At 52.5% G+C, this 17449-nt stretch carries 14 protein-coding genes; 10 read left to right on the top strand and 4 right to left on the bottom strand.

Annotated elements, in window-relative coordinates; all coding sequences use genetic code 11:
- The first annotated feature begins 244 nt into the window (after positions 1 to 244).
- From PV433_RS13930 to PV433_RS13910, 5 genes are all read left to right on the top strand, one after another.
- Positions 245 to 952, top strand: a complete 708-nt coding sequence (locus PV433_RS13930; protein WP_332072692.1) for a response regulator transcription factor — start codon at positions 245 to 247, stop codon at positions 950 to 952.
- On the top strand, positions 949 to 1992 hold the full coding sequence (locus PV433_RS13925) for a sensor histidine kinase (RefSeq protein WP_332072691.1): 1044 nt from the start codon (positions 949 to 951) through the stop codon (positions 1990 to 1992). The genes PV433_RS13930 and PV433_RS13925 overlap by 4 nt, the downstream gene beginning before the upstream one ends.
- A 90-nt stretch (positions 1993 to 2082) precedes the next feature.
- A complete protein-coding gene (locus tag PV433_RS13920) occupies positions 2083 to 3003 on the top strand; it encodes an ABC transporter ATP-binding protein (protein ID WP_332072690.1) in 921 nt (306 codons plus the stop codon).
- Positions 2996 to 3733, top strand: a complete 738-nt coding sequence (locus tag PV433_RS13915) for an ABC transporter permease (RefSeq protein WP_332072689.1) — start codon at positions 2996 to 2998, stop codon at positions 3731 to 3733. The genes PV433_RS13920 and PV433_RS13915 overlap by 8 nt, the downstream gene beginning before the upstream one ends.
- Positions 3733 to 4533, top strand: coding sequence for an undecaprenyl-diphosphate phosphatase (locus tag PV433_RS13910; protein ID WP_332072688.1), 801 nt, complete (start codon positions 3733 to 3735; stop codon positions 4531 to 4533). Before PV433_RS13915 ends, PV433_RS13910 begins: the two co-directional genes overlap by 1 nt.
- A 165-nt stretch (positions 4534 to 4698) precedes the next feature.
- On the opposite strand, the gene PV433_RS13905 is transcribed toward PV433_RS13910, so the two are convergent.
- From PV433_RS13905 to PV433_RS13890, 4 genes are all read right to left on the bottom strand, one after another.
- Positions 4699 to 6525 carry a right-handed parallel beta-helix repeat-containing protein gene (locus tag PV433_RS13905; protein WP_332072687.1) on the bottom strand — a complete coding sequence of 609 codons (1827 nt, stop codon included), beginning with the start codon at positions 6523 to 6525 and terminating at the stop codon, positions 4699 to 4701.
- Between the two features lie 16 nt (positions 6526 to 6541).
- Positions 6542 to 9262, bottom strand: a complete 2721-nt coding sequence (locus PV433_RS13900) for a family 78 glycoside hydrolase catalytic domain (protein WP_332072686.1) — start codon at positions 9260 to 9262, stop codon at positions 6542 to 6544.
- Between the two features lie 65 nt (positions 9263 to 9327).
- Complete coding sequence (locus tag PV433_RS13895; RefSeq protein ID WP_332072685.1) at positions 9328 to 10647, bottom strand: ABC transporter substrate-binding protein; 1320 nt, start codon at positions 10645 to 10647, stop codon at positions 9328 to 9330.
- A 21-nt stretch (positions 10648 to 10668) separates the two neighbouring features.
- Positions 10669 to 11547, bottom strand: a complete 879-nt coding sequence (locus PV433_RS13890; RefSeq protein ID WP_332072684.1) for an AraC family transcriptional regulator — start codon at positions 11545 to 11547, stop codon at positions 10669 to 10671.
- 370 nt (positions 11548 to 11917) lie between these two features.
- Between PV433_RS13890 and PV433_RS13885 the strand changes: the two genes are divergently transcribed.
- The 5 genes from PV433_RS13885 to PV433_RS13865 all read left to right on the top strand — a co-directional run bounded on the left by PV433_RS13885 (position 11918) and on the right by PV433_RS13865 (position 17444).
- Positions 11918 to 12514: an AAA family ATPase gene (locus PV433_RS13885; protein WP_332072683.1), complete on the top strand. Its 597-nt coding sequence runs from the start codon at positions 11918 to 11920 to the stop codon at positions 12512 to 12514.
- A gap of 231 nt (positions 12515 to 12745) precedes the next feature.
- Complete coding sequence (locus tag PV433_RS13880; protein WP_332072682.1) at positions 12746 to 13420, top strand: response regulator transcription factor; 675 nt, start codon at positions 12746 to 12748, stop codon at positions 13418 to 13420.
- Positions 13408 to 14592 carry a HAMP domain-containing sensor histidine kinase gene (locus PV433_RS13875; RefSeq protein WP_332072681.1) on the top strand — a complete coding sequence of 395 codons (1185 nt, stop codon included), beginning with the start codon at positions 13408 to 13410 and terminating at the stop codon, positions 14590 to 14592. The genes PV433_RS13880 and PV433_RS13875 overlap by 13 nt, the downstream gene beginning before the upstream one ends.
- A gap of 252 nt (positions 14593 to 14844) precedes the next feature.
- A complete protein-coding gene (locus PV433_RS13870; protein ID WP_332072680.1) occupies positions 14845 to 16821 on the top strand; it encodes a DUF1430 domain-containing protein in 1977 nt (658 codons plus the stop codon).
- The gene (locus PV433_RS13865; RefSeq protein WP_332072679.1) at positions 16818 to 17444 is read left to right on the top strand and encodes an ATP-binding cassette domain-containing protein; all 627 of its coding nucleotides are present in this window, start codon (positions 16818 to 16820) and stop codon (positions 17442 to 17444) included. The genes PV433_RS13870 and PV433_RS13865 overlap by 4 nt, the downstream gene beginning before the upstream one ends.
- The last annotated feature ends 5 nt before the right edge of the window (positions 17445 to 17449 follow it).

The following is a 17449-nucleotide window of genomic DNA, read 5'->3' as shown; positions in this document are numbered from 1 at the left end:
TTTGCCGTTCCTTCGGGAACAAGCTTTCCGCCCCCGCGATTCTTTCCGAAACAGCCCCCGTATAGATGGCCAGCTCCCTTGAGAATTGATCCTTGATCATTGGATCTTGATCCTTGGTCATTAATCATTGATCATTGATCCTTCAGCCTAGCCCCAAGTCCGTTCTCGCCGCTTCCGGCCGTGTGATATGATGAGAGAGGCGCAATCGGCCAGTTCCTTTTTACTCTGTAAAGCAGGTGCCAATATGAAACAAATTCGGGTGCTTATCGCCGACGATGACCGGGAAATCCGCGAGTTGATCAAAACCTATATGGAGCGCGAGCTGTACGAGACCGATACCGCCGCAGACGGGGAGGAAGCGATCCGGCTGTTCGACCCGGGCCGGCATTCGCTCGTTATGCTCGATCTGATGATGCCGAAGGTGGACGGGATCGAGGTATGCCGGCAAATCCGCGGCAAATCGAACGTACCGATCGTGATGCTGACGGCCAAAGATTTGGAGACCGATAAAATTGTAGGTCTCGGCATCGGCGCCGACGACTATATTACCAAACCGTTCAGCATCGCCGAAGTTATCGCGCGGGTCAAAGCGCTCATGAGACGGTATCTCATCCTGGGCAGCGAGCTGTCGCCGCCGGAGCAGGAGACCATGAAGTTTAAAGGCCTCACGATGGAGCTGAAAACCTATACCGTTCAAGTCGCCGGCGGACCGGTTCCTCTGACCGCGAAAGAATTCGAGCTGCTGAAATTTCTCGCTTCCCGCCCGGGCCAAGTGTTTACGAAAACCCAGCTTTTCCGCAATGTGTGGGACAGCCAGTACTTGGAGGACGACAATACGGTGATGGTGCATATCCGCAAGCTGCGTCTCAAAATCGAGCCGGACCCTTCCAATCCGCAATATATTCAGACGGTCTGGGGCATCGGCTACAAATTCGCGGGGGAGCGGGAATGAATCCGAACCGGCAAATCGCCGTTCTGCTCGCTCAAACGGCCATCCTCGCCGCATTTGCAGCCGCGGAATTATTCGGCGAGCCCTCCGGAACGCTGAGATTGGGCCTGTTGGCCCTTCTGGCTCTGACGACGGGACTTCTGATCAGCTACGGTCTGCGGACCCGTACGGCGCTGAAGCAGTTGACCGCGGAATTAAGACGCGCTCTGGACGGGAACCGGAAGACACGCCTGCTTGCCAAGCGCGACCGCGGCTGGAGCGAGGCGATTTTCGCAATCAACGAGCTGCTGGAGGAGCTGGAGCGCATACAGATCGATGCGGTACGGTCGCAAACGGCGCGGAAACGGCTGCTGTCCGGCATCTCGCACGATATCCGGACCCCGCTCACCTCGATCATCGGTTATGTCGACGCCTTGTTGGACGGCGCCTTCCCATCCGAGCAGGAGAAGCGGGACTGCCTCGCTATCGTATCCCGAAAGTCGAACGACCTGAAAGCGCTGATCGATGAAATCTTTACGATGGCGAAGCTGGATGCGGACGAGCTGCCCCATAAGCCGGAACTATTGGATATGGCCGAGCTGGCGAGAGAGTCGGTGATCGCCTTCCTGCCCGAGCTGAACGGCGCCGGGATGGAGCTTGAAATCCGCATACCGGACGAACGGCTTCCCGTCTTCGCAGACCGTCTGAGCTTATCCCGAATTATCGGCAACATTTTGAAAAATGCATGCACCTACGGCCAAGATGGCAAAACGCTCGGGATCGGGCTGGAGCAGGACGAAGCCGCCCGGACGTACAAGCTGCTCATATGGGACTGCGGGCCGGGTATCCCGAAGGAGGAGCTGGCGTATATATTCGAGCGGACGTACCGGGGCGATCCGTCGAGAAATCCGGGCAGCGGCGGCAGCGGGCTCGGGCTCGCGATCGCACTGGCTTTGGCCGTCAAAAACGGCGGACAACTGCAGGCGGAAAGCGATCCGTGGGTCAAAACGACGTTTAGCTTGACGATCCCCATGTATGACATGGAGTTACAAGAAAAACGTTAGACTTAAGAAACAGTTAAGAAACAGATAAGCCGTATTTAAAATCGCCTTCTTACAATGAGATCATTCGATTCGATAAGGAGGTGCGCCGGCATGAGCGCGGTCATTCAAACGACCGATCTGACGAAGCGGTACGGCAGCCAGACGTCCGTCGACCGCTTAACGATGACGGTGAGACAAGGGGAAATATACGGCTTTCTCGGCCGCAACGGTGCGGGCAAGACGACTACGATCCGGATGCTGGTCGGACTAATCCAGCCGACCGGCGGGAGAATCGAGTTGTTCGGGGAGAGCCTGCACGCCAATCCGAAAAGCTTGCTGCGCCGGATCGGGGCGATCGTCGAGACGCCCGGTTTCTACGAAAACTTGACGGCCAGAGAAAATCTGCAGATCAATGCGCGAATTATGGGAATCCATAAAAGACAGGCGATTGAAGAGTCGCTGGAAATCGTAGGCCTGGCGGGGGAAACGAAAAAGCTTGTCGGCACGTATTCGCTCGGCATGAAACAGCGGCTCGGCATCGCCAGAGCGCTGCTCCATTATCCCGAACTGCTCATTCTCGACGAACCCACGAACGGTCTCGATCCGATCGGCATTAAGGAAATGCGCAAGCTCATTCAGTCGCTGGCCGTGGAGCGCAACATTACGATTTTGATCTCCAGCCATATTTTATCGGAGATCGAGCAGATCGCCGACCGGATGGGCATTATTCACGAAGGCCGGCTTCTGGAGGAACTAACGATCAGCCAGCTCCGGAAACGAAACCGCCACTATTTGGAGTTTCAAGTATCCGACGACAACAAAGCGGCGATGGTGCTGGAGAAGCATATGCACATCCGCGACTACGAGGTTCACGACGACGGCCATATCCGCATCTACTCCCACCTCGACCGGCAAGGAGCGATTAACAAAGCGTTCGTGCAGCACGACATTGAAGTCACGAAAATCGTGATGAACGAGGACAAGCTGGAAGATTATTTTACGAAATTGGTGGGAGGCGGCTCCATTGGCTGATTTGTTGTATACCGAGCTGCTGAAGCTGAAGCGCTCCAAAATGTTTCTGCTAAGCTTTATTGGGGCCGCCGTAGCGCCATTCATGGTCGTGATCGCCACGTTCGTCCATATCAAGACGAAAGACCCGGCGCAGGTCGTATTGTTTGAGGAGCTTTTTTACGATGCGAACCTGTATACGACGCTTTTAATCGGGGTGCCGCTCTACGGCGTAGTGACGGCGTACTTGTTCAACCGCGAATACGCGGAAGATACGCTCAAAAACCTGCTTACGATCCCGGTGTCCCGGTCTGCGATCATCCTGAGCAAAATGCTGCTCTTGTCGATCTGGATCATCCTGCTCACTTTGCAGGCATGGGGGCTGACGCTGCTGCTCGGCGTCCTTTGCGGGTTCGACGGGTTATCCGCCGGATTAATCGCAGAATCGTTTCGCGAGTTTCTGGTCTGCGGCGCCTTTCTGATCGTGCTGTCGACCCCCGTCGTGCTTACCGCCATCGTGCTAAAAAATTACGTGCCTACGATCGTGTTAACGATCCTGATCACTCTGATCAACGTGATGGGCTCCACTTCCGAGTACAAAGGACTTATTCCTTGGACGGCCGCCTTTGATATCGCGAACGGCACGCTGCTGCCGGAATACCCGGCGTATTATTCTTATACGATAATTGCGGCTACCTCGCTGATCGGCTTCATTGCCGCTTTAGTTTATTTCAGAAGGGCGGACATCCAATAATGTACGATATTTTTTGCGCCATCATCCTGGGCATTGTCGAAGGTTTAACGGAGTTTCTCCCGGTCTCGTCCACCGGCCATCTGATCTTGGTCGGCGATCTGCTCGGATTCGAAGGGGACGCGGCGACTACGTTCAAAATCGTCATTCAGCTCGGAGCCGTCATGGCCGTGCTTATCCTGTACTGGAAACGGTATATGAGCATGTTGAAAGATTTGCTGGCCTTTAACTTCTCGGCCAAAAACAAATTAAACGCGATCCATATGATCGTCGCGATGATTCCGGCGCTGATCGTGTATCTGCTGTTCAAAGACTTTATAAAGATGTACTTGTTCGGCCCCGCTCCGGTTCTGATCGGGTTAATCATCGGCGGCGTGCTGATGATCGTAGCCGCAAGGGTCAAACGGCGGGTAACCGCCGAGAATACCGACAATATCTCGTACAAGCAGGCGTTCGGAATCGGTTTGTTCCAATGCCTCGCCTTGTGGCCCGGATTTTCGCGGTCGGGCTCGACGATTTCCGGAGGACTGCTGCTCGGTACGAGCCAGAAGGCGGCTGCGGACTTTACGTTTATGATCTCCGTCCCCGTCATGCTCGGCGCCACGGTGCTGGATATGTACGACAGCCGCGAATTTCTGACCTCGGACGATCTGGTGCTGTTCCTGATCGGGTTCGTCTCCGCCTTCGTCGTCGCGATGCTTGCGGTCGTGACGTTCCTGAATCTGATCAAGCGGCTGAAGCTGGAATGGTTTGCCTTGTACCGTTTCGTGATTGCGGCGTTGTTCTTCTTGTTGGTGATGTAAAGCGCGGAGATAGCCATATCGGGATCGGGACGCCACAAAAGCCGCCGGGCAACCGGCGGCTTTCGAATGCCTGCAATGTTCCTCCAGGGGGGCGGCCAGAGACGGGACGGTCCATTTCCGTGCAACCTATACGCCGGGGCCTCCCCCTCTTTAGTAAGGGTTATACTAGGATACCGTGCCCGCGGCATCGACCCAAGCAGTGCCGTTCCACCAGATCGGTTTGCCGAGCGTACTGTCAAACCACGACATATGAATGTACCTGCCTGTTACGGGTCTTTCCGACGAAGGACCATACAGGGATGCCTCAGAATAGTAGGGAATAAACTCGCCCTCCGCCGCACTGTAGTGAGACTGAATTCCGTTCAGCACCTGTTTTCCGATAACACTCGATATGGCCGGGAGCGAACAATTCGTGCATTTGACAGGAAGATGTACGTAACCCGACAGGACATTGCGATCAAGCACGATGCCGGAGAAAACGGACCACCCTATGTTATTGCTGGTCATCCCGATCGCCGCGTTCATATTGTTAGTCGAATCGCCAATGATATTGCCGGTCACGATCAGGTTGCGGGACACTTGTTGTAAAGTTAACGCAGTGATCGAAATCCCTCTTGAAAAATTACTTAGTGCCGTAGGAGAATGGATTCGATTGTCCAGAAGATAACACCACTGGCTTGCATACATCGTAATACCGCTTCCGCCTTGAGCGTTTCCAAACCGGTAAATATGGTTGTTTTGGACAGTTGCATAAGAGGCGGTGTGGAGCTGGATTCCCATCCCCGATCCGCTAATTCGATTTTCCCGTACAAAAAGGGGCACATTGCATTTATCGAGATGAATCCCGATCGTATTGGATACGGGAATGCCCTCGACAAACCCGTTCTCGTATACGTCATTATCCGCAATTACAATATCGGAGTACTTGCCGCCAGCGGAATTATTCATCTCCTTGACCAGCAGTCCTTTGGAAGAGGCCGGCGCCGTCCGGTGATTATTCCGGTAAATGCTGTTGCTCCGGAACGTTATGTGCTCCACAATCGTAGTGGCGGAATTGGCCCAACCGATGATCTGTCCCCCTACGTTGTTATCATGAAGAATGTTATTTTCCACTGTAACGTTTCTCACGATCCATTGCTCGCCCGGATTGATGCCCCGATTCGGCTCAATATCGATCCCGGCCCCTAATGTCGAAACCCAGGCATGATGGCCGTGAATTTCATTATTTTTGATCCACACGCCGTCGGCATGAATAATCGAAACCCCGTTACGTCCGTTATTTTGAATTTCATTGTCGACAATCGTAATGTGCCGGTTTACATTTCCCTCTCCCACCACGAAAAACTGTCCGGCTACCGCAGCTCCATCCCCGCTTGCGTTTGTTAGCTTGCACCCTCGAATCGTCACGTTTCGGGAGTTGATTAATTTAAGGGCATGATGGCTTTCCGCCATATCGAAAGGATTGCTGTTGTCGCTCGATTGATTAGCCCGATTCCCGTCTAAAGTCAAACCTGTAAGGGTCACATTTTGCTTGCCGTCGAGTTGAATCATCGTGCAATTCGAGTTCGCTTTCAAACTGATGGTCGCATAGCCGATCCCGATCACCATAATATTGGATGGCAGTTCGATCGTACTTGAAATCAAGTAGCTCGCTGCCGGTTTTGGTAGGATAAGTATCCCGTTCTCAGCGGCAACGGCGGCGGCTTGAATCGCCGAGGTGTCGTCAGTCGCGCCATCGCCGCTAGCATGGTAAGGAGCGGCTGTCACATCGACAATGAAGCCGCCGGTGCACGCTAGGGGTCCATACACGCTATCGGTGACCGTCCCCCTCCATTCAGCCGATCCCACACTGTGATTCAGCAAAGTTGTCCCCGCAATGGTCGCGACTCCTCCGGCGGCCAAGTAAGACAGCAGTTTCCTTCTGGTCAACGAGCTATCTTTAGTTGCACGAATCTGTTCATCCCGAATCGTGTCAAGCGGCTCTTTCTCCACAACCTTCAACTCCCTGTCATTTGTATGATTCAGGTATAAATGCAAAGTCGTATCGTCCCGATTTCAAACCGATCTCGACCGTGTTGCCATTCCAAACGCAGGACGTTATGCCCTCAACTCCCTCATATGGCTTTCCCCCCGTCCAGATCGCTTCGCCCGATTCTTCAATTCGCGAAGCCAGGGCACCGAAGCCCGGTTCGATGATAAGCCTGCCGGCCATGCCAATCGGAATCGAAACATGGACACGCAACTGCACCTTATCCTCGCACTGGCGCTCCCAGCGAAGAAACAGCTCCCCGTATACGGTTGCGACGGTTGCCTCCGCGAAGGTGAGATCATCCGGCATGTAAGGCCGCAGTTCCACGTCGCGAAAACCCGGCGAACGCTGCCGGATTCCGGCCACATATTCCTGCAGCAGCCGCAGCGGATAGCTATTCCAGGCATGACAATGGGAGTTGATGTCGTCCCAGCCTTCCCACATCGTTTTTGCGCCGCTGCGGATCATATATCCCCAGCCGGGATAGTCCGGACTGGCGATCATACGGTAAGCCTTCTCCTGCTTCCCTCCTTCGAACAACGCTCGTAGAAGCGGCAGTGACAAAACGGTCCGGCTCTCCCATTTCATCTCGGCTATCGTCTCCAGCGCCTTGCTCACCGCCTCCTCCGGAAGGAGCCCTGCATATACGGCCAAACCGTTTACCCCTTGATGATAGTTCGGAGATTGGAATCCGTCGCGGAACAAGCCGATCTCCCGGTCGAATAAAGCCTCCACGACGGAAACGCGCAGCTTTTGGGCCATCTGCTCGTACGACTGTGCTTCTATCTGCTTCCCCAGCACAGCGGCCATGTCCGCCATCGCCTCGATCGCTAAAACGAGCTTGATGTTCTGAACGGTCAGAAACGGCGCAGTCTGTTGGACCGTTGAATACGGCCAGTCGCTGATATGCCACGGGCGATCGGCTGGCACAAGTCCCGTTTTCTCATCCAATCGAGCCCAATAATGATCGACCATCCGTTTAGCGGTATCAAAACAAACGGCAATTATTCGTGCATCCCCATAGGCATAGTATGTTTTCCACAATAGCGTACAATAGTGCAAATCCCATTCGGGAATTTGTTTGTTGAAGGCAGGGTTTTCGAAGTTGGTCGGATACACATACGGAAACGACCCGTCCTCTAATTGCCCGTCCGCAAAATCAATAAGCGTCTTGATCAAAATAGGCCGCGCATCAAAGTTGTACAATAGCGTCTCCGCTTGCAGATCGACGTCCGCTAAATACTGTGCCTGCTCCCGATGGGGGCAATCGGTCGCCTGACCTAGCGTATTGTTCTTGAGCGTTTGAGTACACGCCTCTGCCATCCCGTTCAGCAGCTCGTTCGAGCAGCGGAACGATCCACGCCCGGTCATCGCCGTATGCGCAGATGCGATCCACAGATCCTTGCCTGGAACAAGGCGGTCCGTATGATGCGTCACCTCCACATAACGAAATGCTTTGTAAGATAAATCCGGCTGCCATACTTGAGCCCCTTCTCCTCCAACGGTGTAGCGGTCGTAATAGTAGTCGGACTTCTCGTTGCAAACATAATGCTTAACGAAGCCATGCTCGTCCAATTGTTCGGCATACCGAAGCTGCACGGTCGCACCGGCTGTTCCTGCAAGACGTAATCGCGGCCAACCGGAAACGATTTTGCCGGCATCGAACACTTGGCGAACCGTTCGGTGCTCCGAGCCCGTCTTCTGCGCTTCGCCGGACACCGTTTCACCGTACAGTTCGGCGGGTACGATCAGTTCCTCGATTTCCCCTTCCGGTATCTCTTGACCCACCATCATCCAGCTTCTGATTCTAGAATCCGCTAACACCGCCTTGTCGCATCGGCTTGACGCGAAGCCGACACGTTTCCAGCCATGATCCAGCTTCCCGGCATCGACATCTTCGATCGCGGATATTCGCCTGTTTTGCTGGTAGGCCGTACCAATCCGATGCGGGACATCGCGAATCGTTTCCCAGGTCGTATCGGTATTGAAGCATTCCGTCGTTCCATTCGTGTAGACGACATGCAACTGCAGCCGGAATCCCGGCACCCCATTCACGTAATTCTGCCCGTCGCCGCCTAAATAGTGCGCCACAGCGGCGATACAGTTTGGGCCTGCCGCCAATAATGGAGTCACATCGTAAGCGGTGTAATATTTGCGTCTCCACGGATTCGTCGGAGCGGGGGTGGCGTACCCGCCGACTTTTATCCCGTTCAGATAAAGATTGGCAACATTGTGAGCGGAAACAAATAGTCTAGCCGTGCCAATCGCCCCACGGATGTCGAGTTCTTTGCGGAAATAGGCGTAGTCATTGCACCTGACCTCCGTATGGCTCCAAATCCATTCAGCCCGCCACTCGTGCGTAAGCAATCCGGTGCCGAATCGGGCCGGAACACTTTCCGACATCTGCTCCCTGTCCCACACCCTTACACGCCACCAGTACAGAGATGCACTTTCCAAGGCCGGCCCCGAATAGGTCGCATTCGTTTCTTGAAGTTCGACCTTGCCGCTATCCCAAACTGCCCCAACTCCTTCACGCACAGATGATTCCTTGTCAAATAATTGAACCTGGTAAGCTGTCCATTCCTTCGCGCGGCCTTCACCTATTAATCGCCAGCTAAACGCCACGTCGCCCGGATTCGCAGACATCGGCTCAGCAGTGCCATTTACGCGAAGATCGATTACTTGCAACAACAACTCCACTCCCTGTCTCCTCTAATAGTCTGTCTAGAAGCTCCTTTTGGAACCGATTACAGCCGTTTCTTCCCCTATTTATTCATCTGGACCATCTCTGCGATTTTCTTCTGTGCCTGCTCGCCCGCTTGTCTCAAGCCTGTATTGATGTCGATTTTGCCTGTTTGCAGTTGAATGCCCATCGATCCGTAAATGGTGACCAGTTCGGCATCATAAGTCCCTTTCGGAAGGAAAGGCGCAAACTTGTTGTAGTACGCTGCCTGCCAGTTTTTATCCTTGTATGGCGTTCCTTGCCCCAGCTGCTTCCGCACGCGCTCGTCGGTCAGAACGGTCATGTCGCCTCTCAGCGCCAATTCGGTCTGATATTCGTCGGAAACGATATATTTCAAAACCTCCATGGCCGCATCTTTATTTTTGGCCATATTCGTGATGCCATAATAGCTCGGGTAAGATTGCGATCCGATTCCCGGACGGTCGCTGAACACCGGGAGCGACACGACATCATAGTTCACCTGATCGCCCCATGCCCCCATTAAACCTTGGATGTACACGTACATCGCGACATTTTTCGATTTGATAAATTCGTTGCTGCCCGGAATTTTGCCGGTCGACTGCAAATACTGCGCGTAACCCGGCTCCTGAACCGGATCAAGGAATAAAGTTTGGAAAAATCGGCTCCAGCGGCTGTCCTGATTAATAGTTGGCGTGTTGGTCTTCAAATCGGCATTCGGAATAGAGAGCTGGTTCATGCGGATCGTATGAAGCGGCGAATGCGTAAACCCGAAATATTGCGTCCCCTGGTCGGTGCGGGATAGTTTCTTGGACAGCTCGCTTATTTGCTCCCAAGTCATCCCGTCCTTCGGATACGGAACGCCGAACTTATCGAACAAGTCCTTGTTGTAATATAAAAGCAAGTTGTTCGTGATAACGGGAAGCGCATACATTTTACCGTTAGACGTTTGCTTGAGAGCATCCATCACGGTCGGCTCAAATCGATTCAGATCCACCTTGTGCTTCGCGATCAACTCGGACATGTCATATTCAATTCGATTCGGGAACACCTGCCCCTCATAGTTGCCGATCGTCTGGTAGAAAATATCGAATCGCGTTCCCGACGCCAGCAGCTCCTCCATCGAGTTGCCCTTCGTCGATTGAATGTACTTGATCGTATAGTCCGGAAACTTTTTGCGCAAAGAAGTGCCCAGCCTTTGGTCAAATCCTTCTACGGAATCATTGTTTGTCGAATAAAAGACAATTTCGACCGGTTCCTTCGCAGTGTCGGCTCGATTCTCTTCCTGTTGACTTTCTCCACTCTGCGTTCCGGCTTGACTGCAAGCGGTCACACTCCCGACCACTACCAACATAACGATTGTTTTACGGAGTAACAGTTTCATTTCCAGCAAGCGCCCCCCTCATTATTTATAAACCGTTTTTCTGTACGCCCCTGGCGGGCATCCGACAATACGATGGAACAAGCGGCTAAAAAAGGCCGGGTCCTCGTAGCCGACCATGGATGCTACATTAATCACCTTTTCTGCCTGATCCTCAAGCAGATACTTCGCCTTCTCGATGCGAATCTGATGGAGCAGCTCGATCACACTCATGCCCATTTGCTCCTTCATGAGCCTGTTCAGCTTTCGTTCACTGATTTTGAATACGTTTACCAAAGACGTCAACGTTATTTTGTCCCCGTAGTTCCTTTCCAGAAAGCCGCGTATCCGTCTCGCCATCACTTCTCGCTCGCCGTAATTAACGTCATGTCTTCTCGTTTGATGCAGATTGTATATACGCGATAAAAAAATTTGCAGCTCGATCATCTTTAATCGAATAATCGCATCGAAGCCCGGATTCCGATGCTCGAATTCGGCCATCATGCTTTCCATAATGACCAGCATCGTCGCTGCGTGCGGGCCGCTCAGATTAAGCCGATGGTGGAAGCGCTCTTCTTTATTCAGAAAAGGCTGCACGTAGAAAAAGTCCATGGACCTTGATATGCCAAGTTCACGCAGCAGTCCCTCCTGGATGAGCGAAGGCATAAACAGACAGTTAATAATTTCGATCTGCTGCTCGTCCTCGTAGTCGTACGCATGCACCTCTCCGGGATTGATGATGAATACATCGCCGGCGCGAATGGAATATCGCTCGCCCTCAAAGCGATGCTGCGCTTCCCCCCTCACAACATACACGAGTTCTACAAACTCGTGGCTATGCTCGATTGGAGTCGCGTTTCGATTTTGAGCGAACCGTTTCATCCAGAACGGAAACTCTTGGCCCATGAATTTGCTGCTTCTCAAATGTTTCTCCATTTCCTGTTCGTTCTCACCCCCAAAACATCGGATATGTTCCATTCCTAGCTTTATTATACATGGCCGGATTGTTCGGCTTCATTGCTCATTCCGTCATCAGGATGGTCAATTCCGCCATCGGTCCATGGCAAACTGCATCCATCTTCGACCGCGTGAGTTTCGAACGGCAAGGAAATCCTCCCGAGTCCCGGCGAAATTTCCTTTTGACCTGTTCAAAGATGTACGAAATAATCTTGAACCTTACCGGCTCTTAGGGTGTCTATTTCTGATGAGGGGACGAATGAAAAAGCAGCTTGTTTATTCAGCTCACGCCCCTATAACAAGCGGAACTGCTAATTTTCAATCGGAGGGAAAAACCATGATCCTGTGGATCAACGGGGCGTTTGGCTCGGGAAAGACGCAAACGTCCTATGAGTTATGCCGGAGAATGCCGCATTCCTACGTATATGACCCGGAGCAGGCCGGATTTTACATCCGCAAAAACATCCCGAAGCAAACCGCCGAAGAAGACTTCCAGCATTATCCGATGTGGCGCGAGCTGAATTATTCGATGCTGTCTTACATCAATCAGCGCTATGACGGGACGGTAATCGTGCCGATGACGGTAACCGACCCTGACTATTTTCAGGAAATGGTAGGCCGATTGCGGGCGGATGGCGTGACTGTCCACCACTATACGTTAATCGCGTCCAAGGAGAGCCTGTTAAAACGACTGCGTAGCAGAGGCGACGGAAGCGGCTCGTGGGCGGCCCGGCAAATCGACCGGTGCATCGACGGGCTCGCGGGCGACGTGTTCCGGCATCATCTGGATACGGAGCGGCTGTCCGTAGAAGAGGCGGCGGAAGCGATTGCAGCGATGTCGGACATCCGCTTGCAGCCCGACCGCCGCGGTACTCTTCGGAAAAGGGCGGACCGAATCTGGACCCAGCTCAAGCATATCCGGCTATTCCATTGAGCAGGAAAAATAGAGACGTCCTTATAGCGTTCTCCTGCTATTGGGGGATAGGCGCCCTGTTAGCAGTAATCGCCTATTCCTGGACTATAGATCTCGTCTATATTCTTACGGTTTTTCTTTATGCAGGCCCTGTATACGGGGTAAGTAAGGTTTCCCGGCGGATCGGTTATGATAAGATCGGATACGACGAGCGTCGGCTTATACCACTAGACCGGCCATGAGGAGGAAACAATGCCGTATACGATTCTAATCGTCGATGACGAACCCGATATTGTGAAGCTGCTGTATACCTTTTTTAAAAAGAACGGGTACGATCCGCTGACCGCCGCTAATGGAGCCGAAGCGATCCGGCAGGCGGAGAAGCAGCCGGACCTGATCCTGCTCGACATTCATATGCCGGAGCCGGACGGGCTTCAAGTGTGCGAGCGGATTCGGTCGCATGTGGCTTGCCCGATCCTGTTCCTGACGGCCAAGGTGGAAGATGCGGACAAAATAGCCGGATTCGCCGCAGGCGGCGACGATTACATTATGAAGCCGTTTAGCATCGACGAGCTCGGCGCCCGCGTAGCCGCCCATCTTAGGCGCGAACGGCGGCTGGCGAGCCGGGCCAAGGTGAAATTCGAAGGCGAGCTTGTCGTCGATTATTCCGCCAAGGAAGTGTACGTGAAGGAGGCGGCCGTTCCGCTGACGAAGCAGGAATTCAAAATACTGGAGCTGCTTTCCTCGAACAGCGGACAAACCTTTGACAAGGAACGGATCTATGAACGGTTATGGGGGGTGGACGGGGACGGCAACGATTCGGTCGTCGTCGAGCATATCCGCAAGCTGCGGGCCAAGCTGACCGCGGCCGGTGCGCTCTCTCCGATCGAAACCGTCTGGGGGCTCGGGTACAAATGGAGCAAATAAAACGAATGCTCGGACAACGCTCCGTGCTGCTTGAGTTTATGCTGATTGCTATCGTTCTGGGGATGCTGGCCGTCTATTTGTCCGTCATCACCGTCGAAGAGGCCTCTGACGCCTATATGAATCTGGAATTCTCTTATTCGGACAAAATACCTTATAACGAAATAAAGACGAAGGACGGATACACGGTCAGAGAATATCCGTATAACAAATTCCCCTACTTTACCACTGCCGACAAGGTCAAGAGCATCCTGTATCAGGTGCTGCCCTTCATAGCCGTTCCCGTGTATGTGGTCGGCTTGCTGGGTTCCGGTATGTTCTATTATTACAAGCGGCGGGTAAAAACACCCTATGATCTTATGATCGCCTCCTCCCGCAAGATCGCCGAACAGGATCTCGATTTCGAGATCCGGTACGAAAGCAAGGACGAGTTCGGGAAACTGTGCGCGGCCTTCGAGAAGATGCGTGCCGCCCTGGCGCAAAATACCCGGGACATGTGGAGAACGGCCGAAGAACGCAAAAGGCTGAACGCAGCGTTCTCCCATGACTTGCGCACCCCTCTCACGGTTCTAAAGGGACATGTCGACTATCTGAAAAGGTATTACCCGGATGAACAAATGTCCAAGGAAGATGTGCTTTCCACGATCAATACGATGAAGGGCCATATCGAGAGACTGGAGCGTTACGTCGCCAGCATGAACTCGATCCAGAAACTGGAGGAAGTCCGCCCCTCACCTGCTGAAGTCTCCGCCCGGGAATTGCTCTCCGGCCTGCGAGAGACGGCCGTTATCTTATGCGACGGCAAGCAGCTGTCGTTTGAGGTGAACGCTACGGCGGACACCGTGCGTCTCGATCCGGAGATGGTGTCCCAAGTAGTCGAGAACCTCATCGTAAACGCGGCCAGATACGCCAAACAAACGGTTGCCGTAACCGGCGAGATCACCGGCACTGCATGTACGCTAAGCGTCACCGACGATGGAGCCGGCTTTTCCGCCAGAGCATTGAAAAAAGCGGCCGAACCGTTTTACCGGGACGATCATCAGGCAGGCACCGCCCACTTCGGATTGGGGCTGTATATAGGCAAGCTGCTTTGCGAGAAGCACGGAGGGCAGCTGATCGTTGCCAATTCGCCGTCCGGAGGCGCCCAAGTAACGGCCCGGTTTCGTTCTCTCTAGTTCACATGGCGAAAATTGATAAAACTTTGATATTTATCCGGTACACTCTTCCTGTAACTCATCATCTGAGGCCGGGGAGAGTTTTTTAACGTTAAAGATTGTTTAATTTTACTAAAGCGTTAAAGCGGTAAAATGAAACATTCTTTACCAAGAAAAGCCTCTGCTTGCGCAGGGTCATTCATCGTGGTTAAGGCTTCGTTTAGAAGCTTTTCTTATCGGCTCCCCGCCTTATTCTTCCGGAGGTTATTCTTTTTGAAAACGATCAAGTATATCGTCAGTTTCTGCATTTTGTTTATCGGCCTGCTTATTATCGGGGAGAGCCATACGTTTCGTCTGAACAATTTCTACACCGAATTTCACAATACGACCCTTTATTTGCAGCCGAACACTACCGAGGAGGAGATGATCCGGGATACGCTCCGCTCCGCCGAGCGCCATGGAGTCGAGATGTTTACGTTCGTACGGTCAACCCCGAGCTTGTTCCAGACGAAGTACGATCTATACGGAACCCCGGGCGTGAAACGTTACCTCGATACAAATCTGGACATCCAGGAGAAATCGTACGAGAGTTTGTTTTTGGAAGATATCCAGTTTCAGTTCCATGATTTTGCAACCGTTCCGGGCTTGGACACCATTCACGACTTTTACATCATCGGAAGTTTGGAGAAGGCGACGGCATTTAAAATCGAGCTGATCGACAAGTATGCAGGCAACCATCCGAAGGAAGGTTACACCGATCCAGAGTCGAGAAACACGATTATCGCGATCTGGCTTTTGATGATGAGTATCGTTTTGCTGCTAACCTACTACGACGTTTTGTTTCAGAAAAAGGAAAATTTGATCCGCGTCTCGATGGGGGAATCGATCGGAGGCATGATGTGGCGGAATGTGCTGACGGATACTTTCGTCTTTACGGCCTTGTTCGCTGCCGTCGTTCTGTTTCTGGCCCCCTTTACATCAGTCTATTTTGGAGTCCGGATTTCCTTGACCCTGTTTGCTGCGCTGATCGTCTTTAACGCCCTATTGTATTTGAATATGTATGTGTACAACCTGAAAGAAGTGTTCTCCAACTCGAAAGGCGGCTCCAAAAGGCTGCTGGCGCTGAATTACGGTTTAAAGCTCGTAACCGTTATCGTCACGATTTTCGTCATCTCGGGCAATGTGGCGGTTTTATACGAATCGTATCAGCTGTATAAGCAGAAGTCGTTCTTCGAGAACTATTCCGATTACTCGTACGTCCGGCTCAATCATCGGCTTGTCGTAGATAGCGACGGCAACATCACCAATAGGATGAGTGATACGAATACGGTTGAAAAAACGTTTTACAAGCAGTTTTTCCGAAACGCCAACGCCACCTTATTGTCGGACATGGACGGCTTGGTGAATGGAAACGCGCTGATCGCCAACCGGAACGCTTATGATTATTTATCCCGCACCATCAAGGAACTAACGAACGCGGATCTTACGAAAGACATTTATTTACTAGTACCTGAACAAATGCCCGTTACCAACGAGCTGATCGCATCGTTTCAAGATTCGCTTCGCTTATATGAAGGCGAGTCGTTCGCCTATGAGTATGAAGTAATTCCGTACAAGGGCCGGGTCGAGCTGGTCAGCATCGAAGTGAATCTGGCCTATGGCAGCGAAATTCTGAAAAATCCGGTCATCATCTATAACAACAAAACGGCGGAACAAGTCGAGAACAGACCGGTTGATCCGGAACGGTTTTTTCCGTTTATCGAAGAGATTATGTATAAGGTGAGCGACGACGAATTCGACCGGTTCGTGCAAGAGCATGGAATGTCGAGGGAAATCGTAAGGAAGACGAATGTGCTGGACAAGTACAACCATAGCTGGACTCTGGCCCAACGGGTGCTGGCGATCAACCTGATTTTCAGTACACTCGTATTGCTTCTGGAATTCATCATTATCGTCACCATCATTAAGCTGGAGTACGAAGTAAATGCGATCGAGCTTGCGATTAAGAAAGTATTGGGTCACAGCCTGCCGGCCAAACACCGGAAGCTCGTTCTGATGACGCTGGTCACCTCTGTGCTGAGTATCGGAGCGGCTGTGACGGCCGCGCTTGTATTGGAGCTGAACAACGTCTCCCATCTCGTATTCGGGGGAATCGTCATACTTGCGCTGGAGCTCGCGGTCATCTTCTTTTATATCCGCAAAATCGAACACGCGCGAATTCAGAATACTTTGAAAGGCGGCAACCTATGAGCAGAATCATCATTCAAAACGTAACGAAAACATTCAAGGATAAAGTCGTATTTCAAGATTTGAACTTAACGATCGAGCAAGGAGAATTCGTTATCTTCTCCGGCCCGAGCGGGTGCGGGAAAACGACGCTGCTGAATATGATCGGCGCTCTGGAAACGACGGAGCAAGGTTCCATCCTGGTGGACGGGGTGGATTTGCGGGTGAAGAAGCATCATTTGTCCTATTTTCGAACGAAGGTCGGCTTTTTGTTTCAAAACTTCGCCTTGGTCGACAACAAAACGGTGAAGGAAAACCTGAAGCTGATCCGCAAAGATTGCCGGACCGGTCTGACGATCGAGGATGCGCTGCGCCGGGTCGGACTGGAGGACAAGCTGAACAAAAAAGTGTACACGTTGTCGGGCGGAGAGCAGCAGCGAATCGCACTGGCCCGGCTGATGCTTAAGCGTTGCGAGCTTATATTGGCCGATGAGCCGACCGGTTCGCTGGACCGGCATAATGCGGAGACGGTGCTGGGTATCGTAAAAGAGTTTAATGAAGCCGGCAAAACGGTCATCCTCGTCACGCACGATGAAGAAATCAAAAAACGAGGCGGGCGGGTGATCGAGCTGACCAAAACGACGTAGAACGC

Source organism: Paenibacillus sp. GYB004, from assembly GCF_036577605.1.
Classification (GTDB): Bacteria; Bacillota; Bacilli; order Paenibacillales; family NBRC-103111; genus Paenibacillus_AB; species Paenibacillus_AB oceani.
Note: the sequence above shows the minus strand (reverse complement) of the source record. Positions and strands in the feature narration are given on the sequence as shown.